The organism is Kribbella ginsengisoli, assembly GCF_039537185.1.
In the GTDB taxonomy this organism is placed as follows: domain Bacteria; phylum Actinomycetota; class Actinomycetes; order Propionibacteriales; family Kribbellaceae; genus Kribbella; species Kribbella koreensis.
This window is the reverse complement of sequence record NZ_BAABAA010000014.1, coordinates 148,548-173,686: the sequence shown is the minus strand read 5'-3', so window position 1 is coordinate 173,686 and position 25,139 is coordinate 148,548. Positions and strand designations below refer to the sequence as shown.

Genomic DNA, 25,139 nt, shown 5'->3' with positions numbered 1-25,139 from the left:
CGCTAGAGCCGAGGGCGCTACACGAGTAGCCCGCCGAGGGCGGCCGACGAGATCCTGTCGGCCTCCTCCGGTGTCAGGGGTGCGTGCCCGGACATCAGCCGGAAGATCAGTGGACCGAACAGTACGTCGGTCGCGGTCTCCGCGCTGATCTCCGGCTTGACCTCGCCGCGGTCGAGCGCCCGCTGCCACAGCTCGGCGACGGCCTCCCGCCGCTTGTCCAGGAAGTACTCCCGGAAGTACGGCGAGGCAGCAGGATCAGCAACCGACGCCGCAAGCAACTGAGCGAAGATCGTCCCCTGCGGCCCGGCGTAGAACGCGCTCACCCGGCGAACCTGCTCGGCCAGATCCGAAGCCGCATTCCCCTTGTCGGGAAGGGGGATCGCCGCCGCCATCTGCTTGCCGAACGCCTCCGCCGCGATCGCCGTCCGGCACGGCCAGTGCTTGTAGATGGTCGCTTTGCTCACCCCGGACCGGGCACTGATCGCATCGACCGTCGCCGCCGGCAACCCACCCTCGGAGAGCAGCTCAGTAGTTGCCCCGAGCACCGAATCCATCGCCCGCAGACTGCGCGGGTGCGACGACTGCTCAGGCATCGTCGTGATCCGTACCGACCGAGACCTTGCGCCACTGCTCCAGCTCCGACCGGACCTGATCGAGCTTGGCCTCGACCCGCCCGACCGAGTCGGCGCCGAGCTGGATCCGCAGCGGCGGGTCGGCCGCCTCGGTCAGGGCGACGATCGCGGCCGCCGCCTTGGCCGGATCGCCCGGCTGGGCGTGGTTCCCTTCGGTGGCGATCTGACGCATCGCGCCGGCCGTCTCCGCATAGTCGGCGATCTCGCCGTCTGCGCGATGCAGGCTCGACCCATCCAGGAAGTCGGTCCGGAACAGGCCCGGCACGCCGAAGACGTTGGTGTCGAAGACCGCCCGCGCGGCCTCGTCGCTCGCCTCCTCGACAGCACCGAGCAACCCACGGCCGGCGTTGTTGACGACGACATCGATCCGGCCGAACTCCTGTACCGCGGCGTCGACCGCGGCCCGAGCCTGCGCCTCGTCGGTCACGTCGAGCGTGAGCCGCAGAACCCCTTGCTGGTCAGGGATATCGTCCGGGCGCCGCGCGGTGGCAACCACTTGATTGCCTCGCGCAACTGCTTCCTTGACCAGCTCGGCGCCGAATCCGCGCGACGCGCCGGTGACGAACCAGACGCTCATCAGACCGCTGCCGTCAGCTTCGCGAACTCCTCGTCGGTCAGCTCGAGCTTGGCGGCGGCGACGTTGTCCTCGAGGTGCGCGACCGAAGAGGTGCCCGGGATCGGCAGCACGACGGGCGAGCGCTTGAGCAGCCAGGCCAGCGCGAGCTGCGACGGGCTCGCCTGGTGCTGCTTGGCGATCGCGTCGAGCGGGCCGCCCGGCTTGGCGAGCTCGCCGGTGGCCAGCGGGAACCACGGGATGAACGCGAGATTGTTCTTCTCGGCGTACTCCAGCACCGGCTCGTCGTCGCGCTGGCTGAGGTTGTACAGGTTCTGTACTGACACGATGGTCGCCGTCTTGGCGGCTTCCTCCAGCTCGTCGACGCTGACCTGGGACAGGCCGATGTGCCGGATCTTGCCCTCGGACTGCAGGGCGGCCAGCTCGCCGACCTGGTCCGCGACCGGGACCTCTGGGTCGATCCGGTGCAGCTGGAGGAGGTCGATCCGCTCGAGCCCGAGGTGGCGCAGGCTCAGCTCGACGGCCTGGCGCAGGTACGCCGGCCGGCCGACGGGCGACCAGGCGCCGGGGCCCTGGCGGGTGAACCCGGCCTTGGTGGCGATCACCAGGTCATCGGCGTACGGGTGGAGGGCCTTCTTGAGCAGCAGGTCCGCGGTGAACGGGCCGTACGCGTCGGCGGTGTCGATGAAGTTGACGCCGAGCTCGACCGCGCGGCGTAGCACCCGCACGGCCTCGTCGGGATCGCGCGACTCGCCCCAGACTCCGGGGCCGGGGAGCTGCATGGTGCCGTATCCGAGCCGGCGAACGGTCAGGTCGCCGCCGATCGTGAACTCACCGGACGCCGCTGCGACTGCTTCGGTCATGATCAATCTCCTAAGTGAACTGAACGTACAGTTCACCCTAGCGCGGGGTCGGCGTCACGCAAGGAGCTGGCGCTGCAGAGATTCGCTCACCCACTGCTCGAACTCGGCCTCGGTCCAGCCGGACTCGTCGACCAGCTCCCGATAGACGCCTGGCGCGGCCAGCGCGCGATAGACGGCCTGGGCCTGCTTCAGCGGGATCGCCAGGCTGGACTCCAGTGACGCGATGATCGCGTCCATCACCTCGTTGCGCCCGGCCAGCTTCGCGCGCAGCAGGGCCCGGGTCTCGGCGCTCTCGTCGGTCGCGGCCTCGAAGATCAGCACGACGTCGAAGCCGGCGGAGTACAGATTCGTCAACCAGTGCGCGGCTTTGCGCAGCTTGGCGGCCGGGTCGGTCTCCTGCAGCACCTCGCCGGCCAACTGCCGGGCGCCGGCCTGCTCGAGCCAGCGGTCACAGATCAGCGACAGGATCTCCCGCTTGGTGCCGAAGGCCGAGTAGACGGTCCGGGTGGCCACCCCGGCCTCCTTGGCGATCGCGTCGATGCTCGTCGCGCCGTACCCGGCGTCCGCGAACAGTTTGCGGGCCGCCTCGGCGATCCGGACGCGGGTCAGCTCCGCCTGCTCCTGGCGATAGGTCTTGACGGATTCGGCCATGTGGGCACACTATCAATGTGTTCAGTGCAGTTACACTGCAGCGAGTGCACGATAAGTGCAATCAACCAAGGGGGAGTCATGACAGGTTTCGAGGCGCTGGAGCGGATCCTGCACGAGGGGTTCGCGGCGGGGAATCCGGACGTCGTCGACGAGGTGTGTTCGCCGGACCTGGTCGAGCACCAGTTCGGCCTGGCCGGGCGCGGCGAGGAGGCGCGGGAGCACGTGAAGGCCGCGATCCGGGACGTGCACGCGATGATGCCGGACATCGTCTACACGGTGGAGGACTCGATCGTCGCCGGCGACAAGGTGTGGCTACGCGGGCGGGCGCGTGGAACCGCCACCGGTGGCTTCTTCGGGCCGCCCAGCAACGCCCCGATCGACATCCCGCTCTTCGAGGTCGCCCGCATCGAGAACGGCGTCATCGTCGAGCACTGGGGATGCCCGGATCGGTTCGCGTTGCTGGCGCAGACCGGTGGTTTGGACCGGCTCAGCCGAGTTTGAGGGTGCTTGCCGCGGTGGCGGCGGCTTCTTCGCCGTACGCCGAGGCGAGGCGGGCGAGGAAGGCGGGGCGGTCCAGGGTGTACTCCTGGGTGCCGACCGTCTCGAGGACCGTGGTGGCCAGGGTGCAGCCGATCTGGGCGGCCGCTTCGTGGTCGAGGCCGGTCGTGCGACCGGTCAGGTAGCCGGCCCGGAAGGCGTCGCCGCCGCCGGTCGGGTCGACCAGGCCGGGCGCGGGGACGGCGGGGACCTTGGCCAGGATGCCGCCGGAGTTCTCGATCACGACGCCGTCGCCGCCGTGCGTGGTGACCCGGACACCCACCCGGGACAGGATCTCGTCGTGGCTCCAGCCGGTCTTCTGGACCATCAGGCCCGACTCGTACTCGTTGCTGAACAGGTACGTCGCGCCGTCGATCAGCTCGCGGATCTGCTCGCCGTCCATCCGGGCCAGCTGCTGCGAGGGGTCGGCGGCGACGTCGATCCCGTTCGCCTTGGCCAGCTTGGTGTGCCGCAGCATGCCGTCCGGGTCGTCGGCGCCGACCAGGACCAGGTCGACACCACCGGTCGCGGCATGGATCGCGGCCAGGTCGATCTCCCGCGACTCGGCCATCGCGCCCGTGTAGAAGGACGCGATCTGGTTGGCGTCCAGGTCCGTAGTACAGGTGAAGCGCGCGGTGTGCACGTTCTGGCAGATCCGGACGTGCGAGATGTCCACGCCGGCCCGGGCCAGTGCTTCGCCGTACTCCGTGAAGTCCGCGCCGACCGAGCCGACCAGCAGCGAGGGCTGGCCGAGCTGGGCCATCCCGTAGCAGATGTTGGCTGCCACCCCACCGCGGTGCACCACCAGCTCATCGACCAGGAACGACAGCGATACCTTGTGCATCTGCTCTTCGAGGAACTGGTCCTTGAAGCGTCCGGGGAACGTCATCAGGATGTCGGTCGCGATCGATCCGGCGACGGCGATACGCATACGGAGGTCTCCTCGGAGGGGTGGTGTCGGGCGGCTGGGCAACCCGATAGAGACTACAGCCGAGCGCTGTAGCCGAGATCACGACGACATTCAGGATGGCGGGTTTCGATGGGTAGTCAGGTTCTGGTCACCGACGAACTGCACGAGTACATGGTCGCGCACGGGATGCCGCTGGACGAGATCGCGAGCGACCTGGTCGCCGAGACCAACGCGCTCGGCGGCGTCTCGGAGATGCTCACCACCCCGGATCAGGCGGGGCTGCTGACCACGCTGACCCGGCTGGTGGGGGCCCGGCGCGCGGTCGAGATCGGCACCTTCACCGGATTCTCGGCGCTGGCGATCTCCCGCGGGCTGCCCGCCGACGGCGAGCTGATCTGCCTCGACGTGAGTGACGAGTGGACCTCGATCGGGCGCCGGTACTGGGAGCGGGCCGGGGTCGCGGACAAGATCGACCTGCGGATCGGCGACGCGCACGAGTCGGCCGCCAAGCTCGAGGGCGAGTTCGACCTGGCCTTCGTGGACGCCGAGAAGCCGGGCTACACCGACTACTTCGAGCAGCTCGTCCCGAAGATCCGGCCCAACGGGATCCTGCTGTTCGACAACACGCTGGCCGGTGGCCGGGTGGTCGGCGAGCACACGGGCGAGGACGACCCGGTCGACCGCAAGGAGTTCAACGCGCACATCGCGGCCGACGAGCGGGTCGACGTGGTCATCCTCGGCATCGGCGACGGCCTCACCCTGGTCCGGAAGCGGTGACGAAGGCCGCACCCCGGTTGGCCGTCAAGGGCCTTCGGCACCTGTACGCCGAACGTCCGGTGATCGAGGACCTCACCTTCACCCTGCGGGCCGGCCGGGCGATCGCCCTGGTCGGCCCCAACGGCGCGGGCAAGACGACCGTACTCAAGTGCATCGTCGGCTCGGCCGAGCCCGCCGCTGGGCAGATCCTGCTGGACGGGTCGCCGATCGACGAGCGTGCCGAGGTGGTACGCCGGGATGTGGCGTCGCTGCTCGACGACCTCGACTTCTTCCCGGACCTGACCGCCGCCGAGCACCTGGACCTGCTGGCCCGGGCGCACGGCAACGGGACGCCGGAGGACCTGGTCGACACGGTGCTCGATGATGTCGGCCTGCTCGGTGCTGCCGACCAGTTGCCTGGCTCACTGTCATCGGGTCAGCGGCGGCGGCTCGCGCTGGCGACGGCGCTGGTCCGGCCGCGCAAGCTGCTGGTGCTCGACGAGCCGGAGGCGCGGCTGGACTCGGCGGGCGTTGCCTGGCTGGGGGAGATGCTGCTCGCGGAGAAGAAGCGCGGTACGTCGATCCTGTTCGCCAGTCACGACGCGGCGCTGGTGGCCGCCGTCGCCGACGAGACCGTCACGCTCACCCCGCTCGCATGAGCACGGCGGACGGCCCGGTCGTCTTCGACCCCGCCGACTTCGGCGCGATCCCGTCGTCGCGGTCGCTGCGCAAGTGGATGCGGAAGGTCCGCCGGGGCAAGGCGGACCGTACGGTCTGGCAGCAGCTCGAGGACATCTACGTGATCGTCTTCGCCGTCGCCATGCTCGGCGCGACCGGCGGCAACGTCCTGGTCAACCTCAACGACAAGTCAGCAGCCTGTACGTCGGGATCCTGCTCCTGGTTGCTCGACACCGTGCCTTACATCCTGGTGCCGTTGCTGGTGTCGACGATGCTGCGGGTGCTGTTGAGCATTGGGCCGGTGTCGGCATCCCGGGCGACCGGGTTCTGGATGCTGGCGACACCTGTCGACCGTGGGGCGCTGCTGCGGCCGTCGTACCGGCTGGTGGTTGTGGTGGCCGCCGTTGTTGGCGCTGGGGCGGCGGTGATCGGGTGGGCGCTCTTCGGCGCTGCCTGGTCGACCGTGGGTGAGGCAGCCGTGTTGACGACGGTGCTGCTGCTCTTCACGACCTGCGCGACGGTCTGGGCACAGCAGACGGCCAAGCGCTCTCGCTGGGCCATCTGGATCGCCGACGGGCTACTAGTTGTTGCTGCTGTCCCTGCGCTCCTGCTGGCGCTCCGCAAAGAGCCAACGGCTGGAGGTCAGCCGACTCTGGGCCTTGGGGTGCTGAGCCCGGACGAGGTGTCTTCGTCCGCAGCATTGGACGCGCGGCTGCTGGTGATCGGCGCGTTGGCACTGGTTGTCGCGGTGGTGCTGGTGGTTCTTGCTGGGCGGACGCTGGGGCGACTTAGTCGCCAGACGGTGATTGCCGGGGGAGACCTGCTGGCTGGGCTTGCCGGCGCTGCGATCACGTTGGATGTCAGCTTGCTGGCTGATGTGGTTGCTGGGCGGCACTGGCGGTTGAAGGGGCGGCTGAAGTCCCGGCGTGGGCGCGGGGCCAATGCGGTCGCCATGATCCACCGGGAGTTCCTGCGGGTACTGCGGTGGCCGCGGCGGCTGGTGATCGCCTTTGCTTTGCTGGTGGTGCCTTATGCGGTCGCCGGTACCGGGTACGACGTACTGGTGCCGATTGCTGCGGGGCTGGCCGGCTTTGGGGCGGTGCGGCCGTTGATGGACGGGCTGCGGTCGGTATGCCGGTCCGCTGGGCTGGTACGGGCGCTCGGGTTCGAGTTGCGCGAGTTGCGGGTGATCATGGCGTTCGTACCGGGTGGGTTTGCGGTGGTGTGGGCTGCGCTGGCTGAGCCTGCGTTGGGGAGTCCTGCGGTGGCGTTTGCTGTTGCGGCCGGGATGCTCACGGGTGCGGTTCGCCAGGCGTCGGCCCGGCCGCCGTCGTACAGCGGACCTCTGGTCGCTTCGCCGATGGGTGCCATTCCGCCCGGGCTCTTCTCCACCCCGATGCGCGGCTTCGATTTGCTGCTGATCTGCCTGGCGCCCGTGCTGCTCGGGCTCAGCAGCACCTGGATCATCGTCGTCCCGGCGATCATTCTCATGCTGCTCTTCGCGATCCCCCCGAAACAGAACTGAGCGCCGGCCGCGCTTTGCGGTTACTGGCGTACGCAGGTACCTTGTATCGCATGGTAGCGGAGAAGGTCTTCACCCAGCTGCGCCGCGGGACGCTCGAGTTCTGCGTGCTCGCGTTGCTGCAGGGGGAGGAGCGCTACGGGTTCGAGCTGGTCAAGGAGCTCGGCGAGGTCGACGGGCTGGTCACCACCGAAGGGACCATCTACCCGCTGCTGGCGCGATTGCGGCGGGAGGGGCTGGTGGAGACCACCTGGCGTGAGTCGGGGTCCGGGCCGCCGCGGCGGTACTACAAGAGCACTGGTGAAGGGCGGTTGGCGCTGGCTGCGTTCGCCGCCGACTGGGAGCGGTTCCGGAACTCGGTCGACACCGTACTGGGGCGAGGGAGACAGGGATGAACGTGCAGAACGACGCGGACCGCTTGGTGGACGACTACCTGCGCCGGTTGACCGAAGAGGCCGAGCCGCTGCCGGAGGCACGGCGTACCGACCTGATCGCCGAGGTCACCGCTCACATCGCCGAGGCCCGCGCCGAGGGTGCCGTCACCGAGCCCGAGATCCGCGACATGCTCGCCCGGCTCGGCACCCCGGAAGAAATAGTCCTGGCCGCCACCGACGGCCTGGTCCTGGTCGACGAGCCGCGCCTGCGCCGCCGCGACGCGACGGCGTTGCTGCTGCTGGCCCTCGGCGGCCTCGTCTTCCTGTTCGGTTGGGTGATCGGGGTCGTGCTGCTCTGGACCTCCGACCGCTGGACCCGTAACGAGAAGTGCCTGGGCACCCTCATCTGGCCCTTCGGCTACGCCTTCATCGGTTTCCTGCTGGAGCACTTCATCCCGAACGACATGCCCTCCTGGCTGGCATGGACCGGCTGGACCATCATCTTCGTCACCCAAACCGCAACCATCTCCATGCTCTTCAGAAACGCCCAACCCCGCCGCGGCCGAGCGGCTAGCTGAGGCCGAGGTCGTTGCGGAAGGCGACGAGCATGGCATTGCGCTGGACGCCGGCGCTGGGTACTTCGCGCTCGCCCGACTCGACCTGATTGCGAAAGGTCCGCAGTACGTCCATCATCGCCAGCGCCGGCCGCTGATCCCCACCCAGCAGCCGTACCTCGTTGAGCGACTCGTAGGCCTTGGTCAGCGCGGCGAAGAACGGCGCCGCGCTGACCGTCTCGACCTCCTCGGGCCCCGGCACCGTCCCGGACCACAGCCCGAGGCTGGCCGACACCGCCTCCACATCGTGCAGAGCGCGGATATAGGTCTCGCGCCGCAAGGTGTTCAGCTCGGTCGTCTGCTTGACCCGAGTCTCGCGCCACCCGCGAAGCTCGCCGAGCAGAGCGGTCAGAGCGACGCCGCCGAGGGCGAAAAAACCGGCAGTGATCTCCATGCCCGCAACCCTGTCAGCTCACTCGTGCGAGAGCCACTTACGCTCGATCGCAGCCGGTACGTCGACATCGCAGTGGCGGGCCAGCAGGAGTAGCTGGCAGAACACATCGGCGAACTCCAGCTGGAAGGCGTCGCGGATCTCGTCGGGCGAGCTGCCCTTGGTGCGGGCTCGGCCGGTGACCTGCAGGTAGGCCTGGGTCAGCTCGCCGACTTCTTCCTGGAGTTTCAGCAGGAACCAGTCGCCGGTTCGGTCGAAGCCGACGTGCTCGGCGTAGCGGGCTGACAACTTCTCCAGGCGGTCTGACAGTTCGGTGATCTCCACGGCACCAGCCAAGCAGGTGGGGCCGACACTCAACGCCCTGCCGCCCCTGACAGCTGCAGGGCGTTGAGTGGTAGGGGCCGGCCGCGGGGCAGATCGCGGCCGGACCCTAGTCCGGTCGGGCGTCAGGGGTAGCTGGTTACCTGCGCCTTGTTGTTGGCGGAGTTGGAGGGGCCGCCGGTGTTGTTGATGACGTGGGAGATGGTGCCCTTGCCGCCGAGCGAGACGGTCACCATCGAGTGGAACTTGACGCCGGGTTTGTTCGGGACTTCGAAGGCCCGGTCGGCCACGATGCTCGGGTCGTCGTTGAAGACGCAGTAGCTGCCCAGGCCCCACGCCTCGTGGGTGGTGACCGAGTCGGCCACCTTGTACGCCGCGTAGCCGCGGGTCGAGCCGTTCATCCAGGCGGCCTGGTTCGGCGGGTCGTACGGCATCTCGTTCTGGTAGAAGTACGTCCGGCCCCCGTTCCCGTTCCAGATCGTCTGGTACTTCTGGTAGTGCTCGACGAACAACCCGTACGCCGTCACGTCGTTGCCGTTGACGACCAACCCGGTCGCCGCGGTGTTCGAGTTCCAGCCGACGCCGTACGTGTGGTCACCGCGCCACAGCCAGGTGTGGTCGATGATCACGTTGTTGCTGTTGATCCGCAGCGTCTCGGTCGCCTTGCCGACGGCCGCGCCGCCGATCCGGAAGTACACGTCGTGCAGCGAGGTCGGGTTCGCCGAGTGGTTCGCCGACGACCCGGCCGGGCCGATCTCCATCAGCAACGGCGAGTTGGTCGGCGCCGCGTCGATCAGCAGGCCGGCGACCTTCACGCCGTCGACATCGGCGATGGTGATCGACTGCGTCCCGCTGGTCGGCATCAGCGTCGCCAGGCCGAGGCCGAGGACGACGGTGTTGGCGCGGTTGATCCGCAGGGTGTCACTGAGCCGGTAGACGCCCGGCGTGAACAGGAGATCCTTGCCGGCCGCGAGCTGCGCGTTGATCGTCGCCGCGGAGTCGCCCTGCTTGGCGATGTAGAACTGGCTGATCGGCAGCGACTGACCGGCGGGGTTGCCGCCGACCCAGCCGGGTCCGGCCGAGTTCGACTTCAGCGCCGGGACGAAGACCTGGTAGTTGCCCGCGGCATCGACGTACAGGTACGGCTTCTCGCGGACCACCGGGGTCTGCGCGACCTTGGTGTACGGCGGGTCCGGGAAGGTGCCGGCCGGTGCGTTCTGCGCGCCGACGAAGACCATGTTCCAGTTCTGCCCGGTCCAGCTGCCCCAGTTGGTGTTCCGGGAGATCCACTGCTGCTGGCTGCCGGAACGGACCTGCCCGTCGACCAGCGTGTCGGCCATGAAGCCGCCGCTGGCCCAGCCGCCGTCGTCCAGCGCGAGGTTGCCCTTGAGGTGGTTACGCCGGTACGACGCTGCCTGCGAAACGGCCCAGCGGTCGAGCCCACCGGGCGGGGTGATGGTCAGGCCCTCGGCGCCGCGCCAGAAGTTCTGGGTCGCGTTCTGCGGCGGGAACCAGTCGGCCTCGACGTGCACCGCGCCGTTGATGTTGACGCTGTCCGGCGTCAGGCCGAGACCGGCGACCTGGGTGTAGAAGCCGACGTTGGCGCTCACGTTGTACGTGCCGGGCTTGAACAGCAGCGCGACCCGCTGCTCGCCGAACTGGTTCTGCTCCTGCTGGCTGAAGACCGAGTTGAGCTTGTTCTGGATGCTGCTCTGCGACATCGACGGGTCGAAGACCGACACGTTCGGGCCGAAGTCGGGCTGACCCGCGGGCGGGTCGGTCGGGGGAGTGCCGTCCACGGGGTTGATCCTGAACGATTGGGCAGCGGTCCCGTTGCAGGTGTACTGCTGCAGCTGGAGTCCGTCAGCGGTCGAAGCGCCCGGTACGTCGAGGCACTTGCCGCTGTTGCGGTTGACGAGGTGGTACGCGCCGTCCGATTCCTCGACGGGTAGCCACTGCTGGTTGAGTCCGTTGCTGTACGACCACAGCTGGATCGGCGCGCTGTCCGCGGTGGAGACGTTGGTGACGTCGAGCGCCTGGGCCGCGTTGTTGAGCGCGTTGACCCGGACGTACTCGTTGGTCGTCGGCTGGAACTGCCACTGCTGGGCGGTGCTGCTGTTGCAGGCCTGCTGCTGCACCGCCGTGCCGTTGGCGGTGGCGGCTGCCCGGGCGTCGACGCACTTGCTGCTGTTCTTGCTGACGACCGTGTTCCAGCCGGTCGGCGAGATGGCGGCGCTGGCGTCGTTGGAGTTGGCAACGGTCAGACCTGTTGCGACTACCGCGGCCACCAGAGCCGCGGCGATCGCGGCGAACCGGCGGGTTCGCGGGGGAAGGCGGAGTGGGGCGTCTCCTGGAGTCATCGACTCTCCTGATGCAGTTTTCGGGGGGCGGGAATGCGCATTCAAACGCTGCGCTCCCTAAGGAAAGCTAACTTCCCTACTTAATTCAAGAGTCAGCCTAAGTAACCCCGAGATCCGGAACCGCTCCCGGTACAGAACCGGCGACCGCGACCACCGAAGGGCGACCGTGAACACCTAAGGGCGACCGTGAACACCGAAGGGCAACCTTGAACACCGAAGGGCGACCTTGAACACGAAAGGGCGACCTTGAACACGAAATAGCTTGTTCAAGGTCGCCCGTTGGTGTTCAAGGCCACGCCAAGGTGTTCAAGCCCACCAGTGGTGGGCTTGAACACCAAGTGGTGGGTGCGCCGGTCAAGTGGTGGGTTTGACGGTCAGGTGGTGGGTTGCCGGTCAGTTCTCCGGAGTGGGGGTGGCCGGCGTAGGGGGCGGCAACGGGGGGAACGGGTCGAGCACGAGCCCGGCCGAGTCCTTCGGGTCCTCGGGCTCGGTCGGGTCCTTGGGGCCGCCCGGATCGTTCGGGTCGGCGGGGTCCGTCGGGTCGCTGGGGTCCGCCGGGTCGACCGGGTCGGTGGGGTCCGTCGGGTCGACCGGGTCGGTGGGATCGGTGGGGTCCTTCGGGTCCGAGGGGCCGGTGGGGTTGTCGGTGGGTTTGGGCTGGGTGGCCCAGACGGCGGCAGCGGCCCGGGCGGCGTCGGGGCCGTCGGTCTGCCGCTCGAAGTTCTTGATGTCGAGGGCGTACTTCTTGCCCACCTCCTCGACCTGGCGGGACAGTTGCTTCTGCACCCAGAGCGCGTAGGCCTGGGTGCGGGCCTCGATGAAGTTCTTCAGTTCCTGCATCTGGGCGGGAGTCATCTCGTCCTCCGATGAGCCGTCGGGGTTGAAGTCCCCACGGGTGATGGCGGCGCGTGCGGCCGGTCCTGGGCAGTCGGTCGGGTCGGGGCGGATCGCGGAGTGCGGCACGATCGTCGTACCGCGGGGGTAGAGCCGGCGGAAGTCGGCGACGACGGCGCGCGTGGTCGCCTTCATCGCGGCCGTCGGCTGCTCGCCGGTGACGAGCACCAGCAGGATCGCGCCGTACTGCTGGTTGACGGCGACGTCGCCGTTGGCGCCGGACTGTTCGCGCAGACCGCGCAACGTCCAGGCCCGGCCGGATTGATCGACGGCGACCTGGTATGCGATGTCGGACCAGCCGCGATCGTCCATGTGGAACGCCTGCCAGCCGCGCAACGCGGACGCGACCGAGGCCTGACTGTGGATGGGCGTCGTAGTACCGGTCCCTGGCCAGTGGATCGCGACGCCCCGCACCCGCGAGGCGAGCAGGTTGCCGGGCCCTGGTTTGGGCGCTCGGGCACCCCACGCAGAACGTGGGAGGTAGTCGACCATCGGGACTCCTTACAGCATGTGGCGGTGCGAGTCCCACCCCTCCGGCGACAGGGAGTGGCGGTTCCCCTACTTTCGGTGATATCCACCGTACTCCGGCTTCAAACCCTCAGGGAACCTACCCATCAATCGCCCACCCAGTCGAGCACCATTGCCCGATCGGTCAGCGTCTGACCCGGCAGTCCGCAATCCGGCCGTCGGTGGTGCCGATAACCAATCGATTTGGTGCTGCGGTGGCGAGGCTCAGTGGTATCGCGGGTTGGCCGTCGAGGGTGAAGCGGGTGCGCCAGCGGACGTTGCCGAGGGCTGCGTCGAGGGCGACCAGGTCGCCGTTGGCGTAGCCGACGTACAGGACGCCGTTGAGTTCGCCGATCGCGGTGGCGGGGGAGTCGGTCGTGAACACCCAGTACGCCGAACCGTCGGCGAGCGCCCGGCGTACGACGAACGACCCACCGGGCTGGAGTCCGCTGCTGTCGTAGACCGTGCCGGCGTGGACGAGGTCGTCTTCGAGCATGACGCCCGGACCACCGAAGAGCTGTCGTGATCCTTGCCAGTCGAGCGGGAACAGACGGCGGACCGTCAAGGCGTAGGGATCGACAGCGACGACCCACTTGTTGCGCCAGGGCTTGTCCTCATCGCCTTGCAGGAAAAGGAGTTCGGTGGCGCGGCGGATCGCGAACGGATGGTTGGCCGGGTCGAACCCGGTCAGTTCGGGGCCCTCGGCAACATCTCCGAACGCGTCGACCAGGGTCAGCCGGCCCGGCTTCGGCGCGGTACCGCGCAGTGCGATCCAGCCGAGCGAACTCGTCATCGTCGTCGCGCCGTCGAACTCGACCTCCTCGATGATCTGTCCGGTGGCGAGCAGCACCAGATCCCTGGAGGTGCCGAAGTCGTCCGGCCATTCGGAGTTCACCCAAGCGGTCAGCCCGTCCGCGGACACCGCAATCTGCCGCCCGCTGGACCCCTCGGCGATCTCCCACTCCAGCTCACCGTCGACGCCCCAGCACTCGAGCTCCCGGCTCTCGAGCGCGGCCAGCACCCGCCCGTCGTCCAGACACTCGACCGCCCAGACGTGAGTCCTGCCGCTCCACTCGAACTCGGTCAGCGTCTGGTCGAGGGGAGGCGTCGGGTACTCGACCATCGAGTCGGCCGTGTGCGGCAACTCGATCCGCGGCCACGCCGTCCAGTCGTCGCCGGTGATCTCCATCGGATACGAATGCGTGTGCGCCTTCTCGTCGAGCTCGTCATCGTCGAGTGGCGCGACCAGCACGCGCAGGGTGTGGGTGTCGGCCCACCCGACCTGCCGGATTTCGCGGCCGTTGCGACCGAGCGCCTCGATCACCTTCCCGGTGCCGAGGTCGAGCAGGAGCAGGTCGCCTTCGAAGGAGAAGCCGCCGTCGTAGCTGCCGATGCCGATCGCGAGCAACGGGAGTCCGGGATGGAACGCCAGCGATCGGACCGGCCACCTGGGCTGCACCAACCACTCGCAGGAGCCGTCGCGGTAGACGCCGAGACGGTGACCGCGTGTGCCGGTGAGGGTCGCGTCGCCTGGCCAGTAGAGCGAACCGAGTTCGCCGGCGATGGCGACCCGCTCGCCGTCCGGGCTGCTCGCGGAAACAGTCGGCCGGCCGACTTCGGCGTACGGACCGCCGCCCAGCGTTCGCAGTACTGTCAGGAGCACCCGGTTAGGAGATCACAAGTGGGGCTTACGCCGAGCATCAATTCGACAGCAGTGGAAGCAATTGGTCGCCGATCCGGATGATCTCCTCGCGGTAGGGCGTGTCGCTGAGGATGAAGTGCGTGATGCCGAGGTCCTGGTACTTGCGGAGCGCCTTGGCGACGTCCTGGGCGGAGCCGACGAGCCACGTCGTACCGGCGCCACCGCCGCCGTACCTGCCGGGGGCCGTGTAGAGGATGTCGTCGAGCACCTCGCCGCGGTCCGCCAGCTCGAGGAGGCGTTGCTGGCCTACTGCCTTGAAGCGGCGCTCATCGCGATAGGTGCTGGACTCGGCCATCTTGGCGACCTTGGCCTCGGCATCGGCCCACGCCTGGTCGGTGGTGTCGCGGACCAGGGTGGTGATACGCAGACCGAATTCGAGCGGCGCGTGCTCCCGGCCCAGCTCGGCGGTCAGCCCCTTCAGCCGGTCGATCCGCTCGGCGATTCCGTCCAACGGCTCACCCCAGAAGAGCTGTACGTCGGCATCGGTCGCCGCGACGCGTTCGGCGGCGGGCGATGCGCCACCGAAGTACAGCCGAGGATGCGGCCGGCCCTCGCGAGCGACCGGCCTGGTGGCGACCGTCGATCCCGTGACCGAGAAGTACTCACCCGCGAAGGTGACGTCCTCCTCCGTCCACAGCCGCCGAACCAGCTGCAAGAACTCGCGAGTACGCCCGTAGCGCTGTGCCTGATCACCCTCGCTGTCCCCGTACGCCGCCAGATTGTCCTGCCCCGACACGATGTTGACCAGCAGCCGCCCACCCGACAACTCATCCAGCGTCGACGACGCCGACGCGAAATGCGCCGGCTGCCAGTACCCCGGCCGAATCGCCACCAGCGGCTGGAAAGTAGACGTCCGAGCCGCCAACGCAGTAGCAACCGTCAACGTATCCGGCCGCCCCCACCCGGTCCCCAGCAACGCCCCGCCCCACCCGTGCCGCTCAGTCAGCTCAGCCAACTCAGTCAGCCGATCCAGACTGTTGTGATCCTGCACCGCATCGTCCCCACGATGCCCGGGCTCCACCTGATTCGGGATGTACCACAACGTCTCGAGGCTCATACAAACAAGACTATTTCACTGAACTTACTCCCCTTAGCCGTCTCAGGGCCTGAGAACGCAACGAGCCCACCCGCGCGATGCGGGTGGGCTCGGAGCGTCGATCAGGTGGAACTCAGACGTCGTAGTACAGCTCGAACTCGTGCGGGTGGGGGCGGAGCGCGATCGGGGCGATCTCGTTCTCGCGCTTGAAGTCGATCCAGGTCTCGATCAGGTCGCCGGTGAAGACGTCACCCTCGAGCAGGAACTCGTGGTCGGCCTCGAGCGAGTCGATCACGGCCGGCAGCGAGGTGGGGACCTGCGCGACCGAGGAGTGCTCCTCCGGCGGCAGCTCGTACAGGTCCTTGTCGATCGGGTCCGCGGGCTCGATCTTGTTGCGGATGCCGTCGATACCGGCCAGCAGCTGGGCCGAGAAGGCCAGGTACGGGTTGGACGACGGGTCGGGGCAGCGGAACTCGATCCGCTTGGCCTTCGGGTTGGACCCGGTGATCGGGATCCGGATGCAGGCCGAACGGTTGCGCTGCGAGTAGACCAGGTTGACCGGCGCCTCGAAGCCCGGCACCAGGCGGTGGTACGAGTTCACCGTCGGGTTGGTGAAGGCCAGCAGCGACGGCGCGTGCTTGAGGATGCCGCCGATGTACCAGCGGGCGACGTCGGACAGGCCGCCGTAGCCGGACTCGTCGTAGAACAGCGGGTCGCCGTTGCTCCACAGCGACTGGTGGCAGTGCATGCCCGAGCCGTTGTCGCCGAAGATCGGCTTCGGCATGAAGGTCGCGGTCTTGCCGGCCTCCCAGGCGGTGTTCTTGACGATGTACTTGAACTTCATCAGGTCGTCGGCCGCGGTGAGCAGCGTGTCGAAGCGGTAGTTGATCTCCGCCTGGCCCGCGGTGCCGACCTCGTGGTGGGCGCGCTCGACGGTCAGCCCGCTGGTCTCGAGGTGCTTGGTGATGTCGTTGCGCAGGTCGGCGAAGTGGTCGACCGGCGGCGCGGGGAAGTACCCACCCTTGTACCGGACCTTGTAGCCGCGGTTGCCACCCTCCTCGACCCGGCCGGTGTTCCAGGCGCCGGCGACGGAGTCGATGTGGTAGTAGCTCTCGTTCTGCTTGGTCTCGAACCGCACGTCGTCGAAGACGTAGAACTCGGCCTCGGGCGCGAAGAAGGCGGTGTCGGCGATGCCGGTCGACTTCAGGTACTCCTGCGCCTTGCGGGCGATGTTGCGCGGGTCGCGGCTGTAGGCCTCACCCGTCAGCGGGTCGTGGACGAAGAAGTTGATGATGAGCGTCTTGTCCGCACGGAACGGGTCGAGATACGCCGTCGTCGGGTCGGGCAGCAGGGACATGTCCGACTCGTGGATCTGCTGGAAGCCCCGGATCGACGAACCGTCGAACTGGAGGCCGTCTTCGAAGACCTCCGGACCGAAGGACCCGACCGGGACGGTGAAGTGCTGCATGATGCCCGGCAGGTCACAGAACCGGACATCGATGAACACGACGCCCTCGTCCTTGACGTAGGCGAGCAGCTCCTCAGCGCTGGAAAACATACATACTCCTCGGGGTGGCTCAGAGATTCATCTGAACGTAGGCCCTGCCGATTACTCGGTCGTGACCCCAGTGTTTCGCGGATGTTACGCCCAGCGTGTCCGCGCTGACCCACTGGTAGGGGGCGGGCGGGGAGTGAGATCCTCAACCGCCGCACTAGCCTGGTCATCATGGCATCATCTGCGCAATCCGGGGCAGGACCCACCGGAGATTTCCGATATCCGGGCAACCGGCTGGGCCTGCCGGAGGCCGGTCAGGGCTCCGTCGCGGGCTGGGGCCGCCGCCTCGCCGCCCTGTTCGCCGACTGGCTGGTGGCCGGCCTGATCGCCTCCGCGGTGGTCGGCAAACCCATCTGGGCCGGTGGCAACGACTTCAACACCGCCCAGCTGGTGATCTTCTTCGCCATGTCAGCGATCCTGGTCGGCCTGGCCGGCTCGACCATCGGCCACCGCCTGCTCGGCCTGCGAGTGATCCGTACCAAGCCGGGCGGCGAGGGCTACGCCGCCCAGGTAGGCCTCCTGGGCGGCGCGATCCGCACTCTCCTGCTCTGCCTGGTACTTCCGGCCGTCGTCTTCGACAAGGACCACCGCGGCCTGCACGACCTGGCCGCCGGCACGATCGTCGTCCGGCGCTAGTGCGCCGTGTCAGAAGTTCCGTTGCGCTACCGGCGCCCAGGCACGCACCTCGCGGCAGCGCAGGAAAGACCACGATGGAAGAACATCGAGGCCTTCCCTGCGCCACCGCGAGGCACGCACCTGACCACCGCTATCGCTAACGCAACTTCCGACACGGCGCACTAGCCGAACCGCTTGGTCAACAGGATCTGTACGTCGTCGAGGTAGCCGGCCCGGAAGCCCGCCTCGGAGTACGCGAGGTAGAACTCCCACATCCGGCGGAAGGTCGCGTCGAAGCCGAGGTCGGCGATGGCCGGCCAGTGCTCGATGAAGCGGTTGCGCCAGATCCGGAGGGTGCGGGCATAGTCCATGCCCATGTGCCGCAGCACCTCGGCCTGCAGGCCGGTGTGCTGGGCGGTCACCTGCTCGATCACGTCGACGGACGGGATCAGGCCGCCGGGGAAGATGTACTTCTGCACCCAGGTGAAGGTGTTGCGGGTGGCGAGCATCCGGTCGTGCGGCATCACGATCGCCTGGATGACGGCCTTGCCGCCCGGCGCGAGCCGCCGCTCGATCGCGTCGAAGTACACCGGCCAGTACTTCTCGCCGACCGCCTCGATCATCTCCACGCTCAGGACCGCGTCGAAGACCCCGATCTGGTCGCGGTAGTCACGCAACGCGACCTGGACCCGGTCGCTCACCCCGGCGTCGGCGATCCGGCGCTGGGCGAGCAGCGCCTGCTGCGAGGCGATCGTGATGGCCGTCACCCAGGCGCCGCGCTGGGCCGCGCGGATCGCCAGGCTCGCCCAGCCGCAGCCGATGTCGAGCACCCGCGATCCCGAGACCACGCCGGCCGCGTCGAGGATCGCGTCGAGCTTGCGGAGCTGGGCGTTGGACAGTTCGTCGTACGACGCCGTCGCCAGGTCCGACTCGGGTTGCTGATCGAACAGCGCCGCGGAGTACGTCAGCGACGGATCGAGGAACTCGCTGAACATCGCGTTGCTCAGGTCGTAGTGGCGGCTGATGTTCTCCCGCGCGCCGGCCCGGTCGTTCTCCTGGTCGGACGGCTGCGAGCGCGTCACCAGCCAGCGCAGCGACTGCGCCCACTTCGGCAGCAGGTGGCGGTCCTGCTCGGAGCTGAACCGCTGCGCGAACGGCAGCAGCAGATCGGCCAGATCGGTGCCCGGCTCCGGGTCCCAGTCGCCGGCCAGATACGCCTCGCCGAAACCGGAGCCCGCGTCGTGACCGAGCCGGTCCAGGAACGGGCCCGTACGGTGCACCCGCATCGCCGGGCCACCGAGGCCGTAGCTGCGGTTGTCGAGCGTGATGGTGGCCGGCAGGTCCCGCGCGATGAAGCGCAAGGCGGCGTGCGCGCCGGCCCGGCGTACCGGATTGGAGCGCGGGGCCGCCAGGGACGGCCACGTCTCCACCGCCGGCTCGTGCACAGCGGTGTACAGATCGGTCATCAGCTCTACCCCTGGTTTCTCATCCCGTCCCTGGTCGCACCCTAAGGCCGGTGACCGACCTCAGGGCGCGACACGAGGCACAAGAAAGTCCTCACGCAGGGAAAACGGCGGTGGGGCCTGTTGCGTTACGGTCAGCGGCCCTTCATCGCCTGCCGGGCGCCCTTCATGCTTGTCGGCAGCGGGCCCTTGGGCATCGGCACCTGCGGCCGGACGGCGTCGAGCGCCTTCAGCCGCTGGAGCAGATCGGTGATCTCGGACGGTTGCAGCGCCTGCGGGAGCTTCATCACGTGCTTGGTCAGCTTGCGGATGTCGATCTCGCCCTCGCCCTTGCCGGCGATGATCTGGGTCACCGGCGCGCCGCCGGCCACCCGCTGGTGCTTCTTGCCCTCGGCGGCGAGCAGGTTCTTCACCCGGCTGGCCTGGCCCTCGCCGACCAGCACGATGCCGGGCCGGCCGACCACCCGGTGCACGATGTCGGCGTTCTTGGTGACCGCGACGGCCGGTGTCACGTTCCAGCCGCGGCGCAGCGTCTGCAGCGCCGAGGCGGCCGCGCCGGCCTGGCCCTCGATCTGGCTGTACGCCGCCTTCTCGACCCGGCGGCCGAAGATGATGGTGGCGGCCAGGAAGCCGAGCGCGACGCCCAGCGGGATCCAGACCAGCAGCGGGCCGACCAGGATGCCGACCACCACGAACACCGCGACCACGGCCAGGAAGATCCCGGCCAGGATCAGCCCGATCCGTGGGTCGGACTTCTTCGTCAGCTGGTACGCCGACCGGATCTGCTTGAGCCGGCCGGTCTTCTCTTCTGGCGCGTCGTTCTTGGCCATCTCTACCTTTGTCCGTGGTTTCTGCGGTCGGTTCTAAGCATCCTGGGTGGCGGAGGTCATCCGCGACTCCACAGCCTGACGGTACAGCCGACCGGCCCGGTACGACGAACGCACGAGCGGACCCGACATGACTCCGGCGAAGCCGATCTCCTCGGCCTCCTCCTGCATCTCGACGAACTCCTCCGGGCGGACCCAGCGCTCGACCGGGTGGTGCCGCACCGAGGGGCGCAGGTACTGCGTGATGGTGATGATCTCGCAGCCGGCGTCGTGCAGGTCGGTCAGCGCCTGGCTGACCTCCTCGCGGGTCTCGCCCATGCCGAGGATCAGGTTGGACTTGGTGACGAGACCGTAGTCGCGGGCCTGGGTGATCACGTCGAGCGACCGCTCGTAGCGGAAGCCCGGCCGGATCCGGCGGAAGATCCGCGGCACCGTCTCGACGTTGTGCGCGAACACCTCCGGACGGGACGAGAACACCTCGGCCAGCTGCTCCGGTACGGCGTTGAAGTCCGGCGCGAGCATCTCGACGCCGGTCCCGGGGTTGAGCGCGTGGATCTGGCGGATGGTCTCGGCGTACAGCCAGGCGCCGCCGTCGGGCAGGTCGTCGCGGGCGACACCGGTCACGGTCGCGTAGCGCAGGCCCATCTTCACGACGGACTCGGCGACCCGGCGCGGCTCGTCGCGGTCCAGGTCCAGCGGCTTGCCGGTGTCGATCTGGCAGAAGTCGCAGCGCCGGGTGCACTGGTCGCCACCGATCAGGAAGGTCGCTTCGCGGTCTTCCCAACACTCGAAGATGTTCGGGCAGCCGGCTTCCTGGCAGACCGTGTGGAGCTCTTCGGACTTCACCAGTTTCTGCAGCTTCTGGTACTCCGGGCCCATCTTGGCGCGCGTCTTGATCCACTCGGGTTTGCGCTCGATCGGGGTCTCCGCGTTGCGCACTTCGAGCCTGAGCAGCTTCCGTCCTTCTGGGGCGATCGTCACGCCCACCAGAGTACGCGGCGCTCCGACACGCCCGGCGGCCCCACCCGTAGGCTGGGCAACCATGTCCACCTCGCAGCCGCAGCAGCCGGTACTGCGCTCCGCCACGGCGGAGACGTCGCGGCCCGCCGAGCCGCTGCCGACCGCTGCGCCGGCTGTGACGAATACCACCGAGTGGCAGCGCCCCGGTCCCACCCGGCGTCAGCTGCGGCAGGACGTGTTCCTCGGGGTCGGGATGGCCCTGGCCGCTGTCATCGGGACCGATCTGGCCCGCAGTACCTCCGGCATCCCGGTCGACATGGGCTTCGGGGGAGTCGGGGCGTACGTCCTGAGCGCGGCCGTCGCGTTGCCGCTCTGCCTGCGCCGGCGCTACCCACTGTCGGTGCTGGTCGTCGTCTCGGTGCTGTTCTTTGTCAACGGCGAGTGGAACACGTTCGCCTTCGTCGGCAACCTGGTCACCCAGGCGACCCAGTTCATGGCGATCTACGCGGCCGTCGCGTGGGCCCGGGACCGGCGCCGGATGAAGCTGACGATGGTCGTCGTCTTCGTCGGCATGTTCGGCTGGCTCGGCTGGGGCTTCGTCAAGGCGCTGAACAACGACTCGATCAAGGGCCCGGGCGGCGGGATGCTCTCGCCGTACGTGTCCTTCGTCCTGCTGAACTTCGCGCTGAACGTCCTTTACTTCTTCGGCGCGTACTTCTGGGGCCGGACCGCGTGGGGCGTCGCCCGGCAGCGGCATGAGCTGGAGCAGCAGGCCGAGGAACTGGCCACCCAGCAGCAGGCGAACGCGCGCCGGGCGGTGATCGACGAGCGGCTGCGGATCTCGCGGGAGCTGCACGATGTGGTCGCGCACCACATCAGCAGCATCGGCGTACAGGCCGGTGGCGCCCGTCGGGTGATGGACTCCGATCCGGAGGCGGCCAAGAACGCGTTGAGCGTGATCGAGAACTCCAGCCGCACCGCGGTCAACGAGATGCGCCAGCTGCTGGGGATGCTGCGCGCCGCTGATCCGGACCTGGACGACGACCTCGGCGTACCGGCGGGGAAGGCTCCGCAGGCCGGTGCTGATCGGTTGCCGGCGCTGGTGTCGACGGCGAACGGGGAGGGGTTGTCGGTCGGGTTCCATCAGATCGGCCAGCCGGTGACGCTGCCGGAGACCGTCTCGGTATCGGTCTACCGGATCGCGCAGGAGGCCCTGACGAACGTTCGCCGGCACTCGACGGCCCGGAGCGCGCACGTCACGTTGCGCTATCTCGCCGACACGGCGGTCGAGGTCGAAGTGATCGACGACGGCCGCCCGAAGCACGCGCCGGTCGGCAGCCGGCTCGGCCATGTCGGCATCCGTGAGAGGGTCAGCCTGCTCGGCGGCGAGAGCGAGATCGGTCCCCGTCCGGTCGGCGGCTTCCGCGTCCGCGCCCGGATCCCGCTGAACCCGACGATCCCTGAGGGAGAACCACAAGCATGAGTGAGGCCGGTACGCCGATGCGCGTCCTGCTCGTCGACGACCAGGACCTGGTCCGGGCGGGCTTCCGGATGATCCTGTCCGTCGAGCCCGACATCCAGGTGGTCGGGGAGGCCTCCGACGGCGAGAAGGCGGTCGAGCTGGCCTTGGAGCTGCGCCCCGACGTCGTCCTGATGGACGTCCAGATGCCCGGCCTCGACGGCATCGCCGCGACCCAGCGGATCGTCACCGCCGACGCCGGCAAGGTGATCATCCTGACCACCTTCGACCGCGACGACTACCTCTTCGAGTCGCTAGGCGCAGGCGCCAGCGGCTTCCTCCTGAAGAACACCGCCCCCGAAGACCTCGTCGAAGCCATCCAGGTAGTCCACTCCGGCCACGCCCTGCTGGCCCCCGAGGTCACCCGCCGGGTCATCAAACGCTTCACCGGCGGCGGTGAACGCGTCTACCGCCCAGACCTCGTTGCCGACCTCACCGAACGCGAACGCGAGGTCCTAGGCCTCATCGCCCGAGGCCTCACCAACACCGAGATCGCCACCTCCCTCTTCGTAGGCGAGGCCACCGTCAAAACCCACGTCTCCCGGGTGCTCTTGAAGCTCGGCCTCCGCGACCGAGTCCAAGCAGTCGTCTTCGCCTACGAATGCGGCCTCGTAGTACCAGGCGACGAGCACTGAGGGTCAGCCCTGCGGGCTGGCCGGTCCCCCCTGCGGATGACCTGGGTGATCACACTGCGGGGCGACGTGCTGGGCGGGGTGGATGGTTAGCGTGGTGGCTACTCCTGGTGATGGGAGCGGATCGGGTGGATGCCTGGTTCTGGGGGCCGGAGTAGTAGAGGAACGGTGAACGGGATGCTGAGCGTGGCTGGGTTGACCCGGCGGTTCGGTGAGCACCTCGCGCTGGATGACGTGAGCTTCGACGTACGGCCAGGTCGGATGACCGGGTTCGTCGGGGCGAACGGGGCCGGCAAGACGACGACGATGCGGATCATCCTGGGGGTGCTGGCGCCCACGGGCGGCGCGGTCACCTGGAATGGCGAGCCGTTGTCGGCCGAGGTACGCCGCGACTTCGGGTACATGCCCGAGGAGCGCGGGCTGTACCCGAAGATGAAGATCCGTGAGCAGCTGATCTTCTTCGGCCGGCTGCACGGACTCGGGTCGCGGGCGGGGGAGCGGGCCGACAAGCTGCTGTCCCGGCTCGGGCTGGCCGAGCGTGCGGGGGACACCCTGGAGACGCTGTCACTGGGCAACCAGCAGCGGGTGCAGATCGCTGCCGCGCTGATTCACGAGCCGATCGCGCTGGTGATGGACGAGCCGTTCAGCGGCCTCGACCCGCTGGCCGTCGACGCGATGGTGGATCTGCTGCGCGAAGAGGTCACCCCGGAGGTACCGGTGCTGTTCTCCAGTCACCAGCTGGAGCTGGTCGAGCGGCTGTGTGACGACCTCGTGGTGCTGTCCCGCGGCAAGGTGGTTGCCGCCGGCCCCGTTTCCGAACTGGCTGCCGGGCCGACTACGACGTACCGGCTGGTCGTCGGTGGGGACGCGGGGTGGCTGCGCGACGTACCGGGGATCACGGTGCGGGACGTGGCCGGCGCGGCGGCGCTCTTCGATGTCGGGTCCGGCGACGATGGGGGCCTTGTGCAACAGGTTCTGCAGCAGGCGATGAGTCGTGGGCCGGTACTGGAGTTCGCGCCCGAACGGCAGGCCCTCAGCGACGTCTTCCGGGAGGCGACCCGATGAACAACGACACCCTGCGGCACCCGTGGCAACTGGTGGCCGAGCGCGAGATCAGTACCAAGCTCCGCGACAGGACCTTCCTCGGCTCGACGGCGTTCATGCTGATCGTCGTGCTGGCCGCGACCATCATCCCGGCGCTGATCTCGGGGATGGGCGGCAAGGACAAGATCGCCGTCCTCGACGACTCCGGCGCCAGGATCGTCGCCGTCGCGGACGCGGTCAAGGGCGGCGACAGTTACGAAGCCACCCGTACTACGGACGTCGCGTCGGCCGAGAAGCTCGTCCGGGACGGCGATGTGAAGGCCGCGCTGCTGCCGGGCGAGGACGGGTTCGAAGTACTCGGGAAGCAACGCGTCGACACCGAACTGCAGGACAACCTGCGGGAAGCGGCCGTCAACCTCGGGATGGAGGCGAACGCGGGGCGCGTCGGTATGACGCCCGAGCAACTGCGGGCCGGCACCCAGGTGCAGGAACGGCTGCTCGATCCGGGGCCGTTGCCCGAGGTCGTGGCCGGGTTCGTCAACATCGGGCTGGCGCTGATCTTCTACATCACCGCGCTGAGCTTCGGGATGATGATCGCGCAGAGCGTCGTCCAGGAGAAGGAGAGCCGGGTGGTCGAGATCCTGGCCGCCGCGATCCCGATCCGGGCGCTGTTGTGGGGCAAGGTGATCGGCAACACCGTGCTCGCGCTGGGGCAGATCGTGGTGATCGCGGTCGCGTCGCTGATCGGGCTGATGGTGACCGATCAGGCCGACATCCTCAAGGTGATCGCGCCGGTCGCGGGGTGGTTCGTGGTCTTCTTCGTCCTCGGGTTCGTCGCGCTGGCCGGGCTCTGGGCGGTCGCCGGGTCGCTGGCCACCCGGCAGGAGGATCTCGGCTCGACGACGTTGCCCGGGCAGATGATCTTGATGATTCCGTTCTTCTTCTCCGCTTTCGCCGGCGCCGAGGCGAAGACCGTTGCCTCGTTCATCCCGATCGCCTCGTCGATGTCGATGCCGGGACGGATGCTGACCGAGCACGTGCCGCTGTGGCAGCCGCTGGCCGCGATCGCGATCTTGCTGGTGACGACCGTGCTGATCATCCGGCTCGGAGCCCGCCTGTACGAGCGGACGCTGCTGCAGACCGGGCGGAAACTCGGTTACCGAGAGGCGATCTCACTGAAGGCGTCCTGACTTATCGTGATA

Annotated in this window: 26 protein-coding genes; 11 read left to right on the top strand and 15 right to left on the bottom strand. The window is 68.4% G+C overall.

Translation table 11 applies throughout. From position 1 onward, the window contains the following. Positions 1–17: 17 nt before the first annotated feature. From ABD768_RS35580 to ABD768_RS35565, 4 genes are read right to left on the bottom strand one after another with little or no spacing between them, the layout of a single operon-like run. Positions 18–593: a TetR/AcrR family transcriptional regulator gene (locus ABD768_RS35580; RefSeq protein WP_344848207.1), complete on the bottom strand. Its 576-nt coding sequence runs from the start codon at positions 591–593 to the stop codon at positions 18–20. Then, positions 586–1,209, bottom strand: a complete 624-nt coding sequence (locus ABD768_RS35575; RefSeq protein ID WP_344848206.1) for an SDR family NAD(P)-dependent oxidoreductase — start codon at positions 1,207–1,209, stop codon at positions 586–588. Before ABD768_RS35575 ends, ABD768_RS35580 begins: the two co-directional genes overlap by 8 nt. Beyond that, positions 1,209–2,069 (bottom strand): aldo/keto reductase, encoded by an 861-nt coding sequence (locus ABD768_RS35570; RefSeq protein WP_344848205.1) that lies wholly within the window; start codon positions 2,067–2,069, stop codon positions 1,209–1,211. Before ABD768_RS35570 ends, ABD768_RS35575 begins: the two co-directional genes overlap by 1 nt. A 54-nt stretch (positions 2,070–2,123) precedes the next feature. Continuing rightward, the gene (locus ABD768_RS35565) at positions 2,124–2,720 is read right to left on the bottom strand and encodes a TetR/AcrR family transcriptional regulator (RefSeq protein ID WP_344848203.1); all 597 of its coding nucleotides are present in this window, start codon (positions 2,718–2,720) and stop codon (positions 2,124–2,126) included. A 78-nt stretch (positions 2,721–2,798) separates the two neighbouring features. Between ABD768_RS35565 and ABD768_RS35560 the strand changes: the two genes are divergently transcribed. Beyond that, entirely contained in the window at positions 2,799–3,221 is a 423-nt protein-coding gene (locus tag ABD768_RS35560) for an ester cyclase (RefSeq protein WP_344848200.1), read from the top strand. Here ABD768_RS35560 and ABD768_RS35555 read toward each other — a convergent pair. After that, positions 3,208–4,188 carry a carbohydrate kinase family protein gene (locus tag ABD768_RS35555; protein ID WP_344848198.1) on the bottom strand — a complete coding sequence of 327 codons (981 nt, stop codon included), beginning with the start codon at positions 4,186–4,188 and terminating at the stop codon, positions 3,208–3,210. The two genes, ABD768_RS35560 and ABD768_RS35555, sit on opposite strands and share 14 nt — an antisense overlap. Positions 4,189–4,296: 108 nt before the next feature. Between ABD768_RS35555 and ABD768_RS35550 the strand changes: the two genes are divergently transcribed. Genes ABD768_RS35550 through ABD768_RS35530 form a run of 5 tightly spaced genes read left to right on the top strand, consistent with a single transcriptional unit; the run spans position 4,297 to position 8,075 of the window. Beyond that, complete coding sequence (locus ABD768_RS35550) at positions 4,297–4,944, top strand: O-methyltransferase (RefSeq protein WP_344848196.1); 648 nt, start codon at positions 4,297–4,299, stop codon at positions 4,942–4,944. After that, the gene (locus ABD768_RS35545; RefSeq protein WP_344848194.1) at positions 4,941–5,582 is read left to right on the top strand and encodes an ABC transporter ATP-binding protein; all 642 of its coding nucleotides are present in this window, start codon (positions 4,941–4,943) and stop codon (positions 5,580–5,582) included. The genes ABD768_RS35550 and ABD768_RS35545 overlap by 4 nt, the downstream gene beginning before the upstream one ends. Next, complete coding sequence (locus ABD768_RS35540) at positions 5,579–7,126, top strand: DUF6297 family protein (RefSeq protein WP_344848192.1); 1,548 nt, start codon at positions 5,579–5,581, stop codon at positions 7,124–7,126. Before ABD768_RS35545 ends, ABD768_RS35540 begins: the two co-directional genes overlap by 4 nt. 50 nt (positions 7,127–7,176) lie before the next feature. Then, positions 7,177–7,518 carry a PadR family transcriptional regulator gene (locus ABD768_RS35535; protein ID WP_343981191.1) on the top strand — a complete coding sequence of 114 codons (342 nt, stop codon included), beginning with the start codon at positions 7,177–7,179 and terminating at the stop codon, positions 7,516–7,518. Then, on the top strand, positions 7,515–8,075 hold the full coding sequence (locus ABD768_RS35530; RefSeq protein WP_344848189.1) for an HAAS signaling domain-containing protein: 561 nt from the start codon (positions 7,515–7,517) through the stop codon (positions 8,073–8,075). Before ABD768_RS35535 ends, ABD768_RS35530 begins: the two co-directional genes overlap by 4 nt. Here the strand turns inward: ABD768_RS35530 and ABD768_RS35525 are convergent. The 7 genes from ABD768_RS35525 to glnA all read right to left on the bottom strand — a co-directional run bounded on the left by ABD768_RS35525 (position 8,068) and on the right by glnA (position 16,880). Further along, complete coding sequence (locus ABD768_RS35525; protein ID WP_344848187.1) at positions 8,068–8,505, bottom strand: hypothetical protein; 438 nt, start codon at positions 8,503–8,505, stop codon at positions 8,068–8,070. The genes ABD768_RS35530 and ABD768_RS35525 overlap by 8 nt on opposite strands. Before the next feature lie 18 nt (positions 8,506–8,523). After that, positions 8,524–8,826 carry a nucleoside triphosphate pyrophosphohydrolase family protein gene (locus ABD768_RS35520; RefSeq protein ID WP_344848186.1) on the bottom strand — a complete coding sequence of 101 codons (303 nt, stop codon included), beginning with the start codon at positions 8,824–8,826 and terminating at the stop codon, positions 8,524–8,526. 122 nt (positions 8,827–8,948) lie between these two features. Continuing rightward, the gene (locus tag ABD768_RS35515) at positions 8,949–11,183 is read right to left on the bottom strand and encodes an RICIN domain-containing protein (protein ID WP_344848184.1); all 2,235 of its coding nucleotides are present in this window, start codon (positions 11,181–11,183) and stop codon (positions 8,949–8,951) included. Positions 11,184–11,576: 393 nt separating this feature from the next. Further along, positions 11,577–12,569, bottom strand: coding sequence for a peptidoglycan recognition protein family protein (locus ABD768_RS35510; RefSeq protein WP_344848182.1), 993 nt, complete (start codon positions 12,567–12,569; stop codon positions 11,577–11,579). Positions 12,570–12,729: 160 nt separating this feature from the next. Next, complete coding sequence (locus tag ABD768_RS35505) at positions 12,730–14,247, bottom strand: hypothetical protein (protein WP_344848180.1); 1,518 nt, start codon at positions 14,245–14,247, stop codon at positions 12,730–12,732. 37 nt (positions 14,248–14,284) lie between these two features. Further along, the gene (locus ABD768_RS35500) at positions 14,285–15,343 is read right to left on the bottom strand and encodes an LLM class flavin-dependent oxidoreductase (RefSeq protein WP_344848178.1); all 1,059 of its coding nucleotides are present in this window, start codon (positions 15,341–15,343) and stop codon (positions 14,285–14,287) included. Between the two features lie 112 nt (positions 15,344–15,455). Then, positions 15,456–16,880, bottom strand: a complete 1,425-nt coding sequence (gene glnA / locus ABD768_RS35495) for a type I glutamate--ammonia ligase (RefSeq protein ID WP_343981169.1) — start codon at positions 16,878–16,880, stop codon at positions 15,456–15,458. A 168-nt stretch (positions 16,881–17,048) separates the two neighbouring features. Here glnA and ABD768_RS35490 point away from each other — a divergent pair, with 168 nt between their 5' ends. Continuing rightward, positions 17,049–17,513 (top strand): RDD family protein, encoded by a 465-nt coding sequence (locus tag ABD768_RS35490; RefSeq protein ID WP_343981167.1) that lies wholly within the window; start codon positions 17,049–17,051, stop codon positions 17,511–17,513. A gap of 161 nt (positions 17,514–17,674) precedes the next feature. Here ABD768_RS35490 and ABD768_RS35485 read toward each other — a convergent pair whose 3' ends face one another. The 3 genes from ABD768_RS35485 to lipA all read right to left on the bottom strand — a co-directional run bounded on the left by ABD768_RS35485 (position 17,675) and on the right by lipA (position 20,763). Then, entirely contained in the window at positions 17,675–18,958 is a 1,284-nt protein-coding gene (locus ABD768_RS35485) for a class I SAM-dependent methyltransferase (RefSeq protein WP_344848174.1), read from the bottom strand. Between the two features lie 131 nt (positions 18,959–19,089). After that, positions 19,090–19,785 carry a DUF4191 domain-containing protein gene (locus ABD768_RS35480; RefSeq protein WP_343981161.1) on the bottom strand — a complete coding sequence of 232 codons (696 nt, stop codon included), beginning with the start codon at positions 19,783–19,785 and terminating at the stop codon, positions 19,090–19,092. A gap of 33 nt (positions 19,786–19,818) precedes the next feature. Beyond that, positions 19,819–20,763: a lipoyl synthase gene (lipA, locus tag ABD768_RS35475; RefSeq protein WP_344848172.1), complete on the bottom strand. Its 945-nt coding sequence runs from the start codon at positions 20,761–20,763 to the stop codon at positions 19,819–19,821. A gap of 61 nt (positions 20,764–20,824) precedes the next feature. Here lipA and ABD768_RS35470 point away from each other — a divergent pair, with 61 nt between their 5' ends. The 4 genes from ABD768_RS35470 to ABD768_RS35455 all read left to right on the top strand — a co-directional run bounded on the left by ABD768_RS35470 (position 20,825) and on the right by ABD768_RS35455 (position 25,127). Further along, positions 20,825–22,225, top strand: a complete 1,401-nt coding sequence (locus ABD768_RS35470; RefSeq protein WP_344848170.1) for a sensor histidine kinase — start codon at positions 20,825–20,827, stop codon at positions 22,223–22,225. Continuing rightward, entirely contained in the window at positions 22,222–22,896 is a 675-nt protein-coding gene (locus ABD768_RS35465; protein ID WP_344848168.1) for a response regulator, read from the top strand. Before ABD768_RS35470 ends, ABD768_RS35465 begins: the two co-directional genes overlap by 4 nt. Positions 22,897–23,025: 129 nt before the next feature. After that, positions 23,026–23,958 (top strand): ABC transporter ATP-binding protein, encoded by a 933-nt coding sequence (locus ABD768_RS35460; protein ID WP_425558467.1) that lies wholly within the window; start codon positions 23,026–23,028, stop codon positions 23,956–23,958. Then, positions 23,955–25,127 (top strand): ABC transporter permease, encoded by a 1,173-nt coding sequence (locus tag ABD768_RS35455; protein ID WP_344848166.1) that lies wholly within the window; start codon positions 23,955–23,957, stop codon positions 25,125–25,127. Before ABD768_RS35460 ends, ABD768_RS35455 begins: the two co-directional genes overlap by 4 nt. Positions 25,128–25,139: the final 12 nt, after the last annotated feature.

Excerpts from the sequence above, each read along its gene's own strand:
- ABD768_RS35580 (WP_344848207.1), bottom strand. The coding sequence starts at position 593 with ATGCCTGAGCAGTCGTCGCACCCGCGCAGTCTGCGGGCGATGGATTCG.
- ABD768_RS35575 (WP_344848206.1), bottom strand. The coding sequence starts at position 1,209 with ATGAGCGTCTGGTTCGTCACCGGCGCGTCGCGCGGATTCGGCGCCGAG.
- ABD768_RS35570 (WP_344848205.1), bottom strand. The coding sequence starts at position 2,069 with ATGACCGAAGCAGTCGCAGCGGCGTCCGGTGAGTTCACGATCGGCGGC.
- ABD768_RS35565 (WP_344848203.1), bottom strand. The coding sequence starts at position 2,720 with ATGGCCGAATCCGTCAAGACCTATCGCCAGGAGCAGGCGGAGCTGACC.
- ABD768_RS35560 (WP_344848200.1), top strand. The coding sequence starts at position 2,799 with ATGACAGGTTTCGAGGCGCTGGAGCGGATCCTGCACGAGGGGTTCGCG.
- ABD768_RS35555 (WP_344848198.1), bottom strand. The coding sequence starts at position 4,188 with ATGCGTATCGCCGTCGCCGGATCGATCGCGACCGACATCCTGATGACG.
- ABD768_RS35550 (WP_344848196.1), top strand. The coding sequence starts at position 4,297 with ATGGGTAGTCAGGTTCTGGTCACCGACGAACTGCACGAGTACATGGTC.
- ABD768_RS35540 (WP_344848192.1), top strand. The coding sequence starts at position 5,579 with ATGAGCACGGCGGACGGCCCGGTCGTCTTCGACCCCGCCGACTTCGGC.
- ABD768_RS35535 (WP_343981191.1), top strand. The coding sequence starts at position 7,177 with ATGGTAGCGGAGAAGGTCTTCACCCAGCTGCGCCGCGGGACGCTCGAG.
- ABD768_RS35530 (WP_344848189.1), top strand. The coding sequence starts at position 7,515 with ATGAACGTGCAGAACGACGCGGACCGCTTGGTGGACGACTACCTGCGC.
- ABD768_RS35525 (WP_344848187.1), bottom strand. The coding sequence starts at position 8,505 with ATGGAGATCACTGCCGGTTTTTTCGCCCTCGGCGGCGTCGCTCTGACC.
- ABD768_RS35515 (WP_344848184.1), bottom strand. The coding sequence starts at position 11,183 with ATGACTCCAGGAGACGCCCCACTCCGCCTTCCCCCGCGAACCCGCCGG.
- ABD768_RS35510 (WP_344848182.1), bottom strand. The coding sequence starts at position 12,569 with ATGGTCGACTACCTCCCACGTTCTGCGTGGGGTGCCCGAGCGCCCAAA.
- ABD768_RS35500 (WP_344848178.1), bottom strand. The coding sequence starts at position 15,343 with ATGAGCCTCGAGACGTTGTGGTACATCCCGAATCAGGTGGAGCCCGGG.
- glnA (WP_343981169.1), bottom strand. The coding sequence starts at position 16,880 with ATGTTTTCCAGCGCTGAGGAGCTGCTCGCCTACGTCAAGGACGAGGGC.
- ABD768_RS35490 (WP_343981167.1), top strand. The coding sequence starts at position 17,049 with ATGGCATCATCTGCGCAATCCGGGGCAGGACCCACCGGAGATTTCCGA.
- ABD768_RS35485 (WP_344848174.1), bottom strand. The coding sequence starts at position 18,958 with ATGACCGATCTGTACACCGCTGTGCACGAGCCGGCGGTGGAGACGTGG.
- ABD768_RS35480 (WP_343981161.1), bottom strand. The coding sequence starts at position 19,785 with ATGGCCAAGAACGACGCGCCAGAAGAGAAGACCGGCCGGCTCAAGCAG.
- ABD768_RS35470 (WP_344848170.1), top strand. The coding sequence starts at position 20,825 with ATGTCCACCTCGCAGCCGCAGCAGCCGGTACTGCGCTCCGCCACGGCG.
- ABD768_RS35465 (WP_344848168.1), top strand. The coding sequence starts at position 22,222 with ATGAGTGAGGCCGGTACGCCGATGCGCGTCCTGCTCGTCGACGACCAG.
- ABD768_RS35460 (WP_425558467.1), top strand. The coding sequence starts at position 23,026 with ATGCCTGGTTCTGGGGGCCGGAGTAGTAGAGGAACGGTGAACGGGATG.
- ABD768_RS35455 (WP_344848166.1), top strand. The coding sequence starts at position 23,955 with ATGAACAACGACACCCTGCGGCACCCGTGGCAACTGGTGGCCGAGCGC.